Origin of the sequence: Mesorhizobium sp. M7A.F.Ca.US.014.04.1.1, assembly GCF_003998745.1 — a bacterium.
GTDB classification, from domain to species: Bacteria; Pseudomonadota; Alphaproteobacteria; order Rhizobiales; family Rhizobiaceae; genus Mesorhizobium; species Mesorhizobium ciceri.
On the sequence record NZ_RZRW01001524.1, the window covers coordinates 1 to 393 of the forward strand.

The following is a 393-nucleotide window of genomic DNA, read 5'->3' on the forward strand; positions in this document are numbered from 1 at the left end:
CGTCAATTTCATGACCTGTCCGGTCTGCGGCCAGCCGTTCGACATGCGCGATTTCCGCCAGGTCGCTTGGCACAATCTGCCTCAGCATGAACCGCTGGAACCGGAGCTTGCCACGGTCCGGAACGCGAACTGGTTGCGGATCCGATCATTGAAATAGCGGCCCTTGGCAAAGGCAGATTTGAAATCGGCGACGATCTCCGGCGGTACATCCAGAAAGTCGTACTGCCTGCCACTCGCTACAACCCACACTGAGAGAACCCTGGTTTCCGGGTCGTATTCGAACTTGCGTATTGAGGTCGACGGCATGGTGCACCAAGTCATTGCCGGTGAGCGACCCGCGAGATGGCCCGCCCAGTGAGGAAGCAGAGAGCGGGCCGACCACGGCTGTACGTC

General features: G+C 59.5%; 1 protein-coding gene. It reads right to left on the reverse strand.

Annotation, left to right across the window (positions count from 1 at the left end; all coding sequences use genetic code 11):
- Positions 1-81 precede the first annotated feature (81 nt).
- The coding region (locus EOA22_RS37440) for a KTSC domain-containing protein (protein ID WP_245478831.1) at positions 82-393 on the reverse strand (312 nt) is incomplete at its 5' end.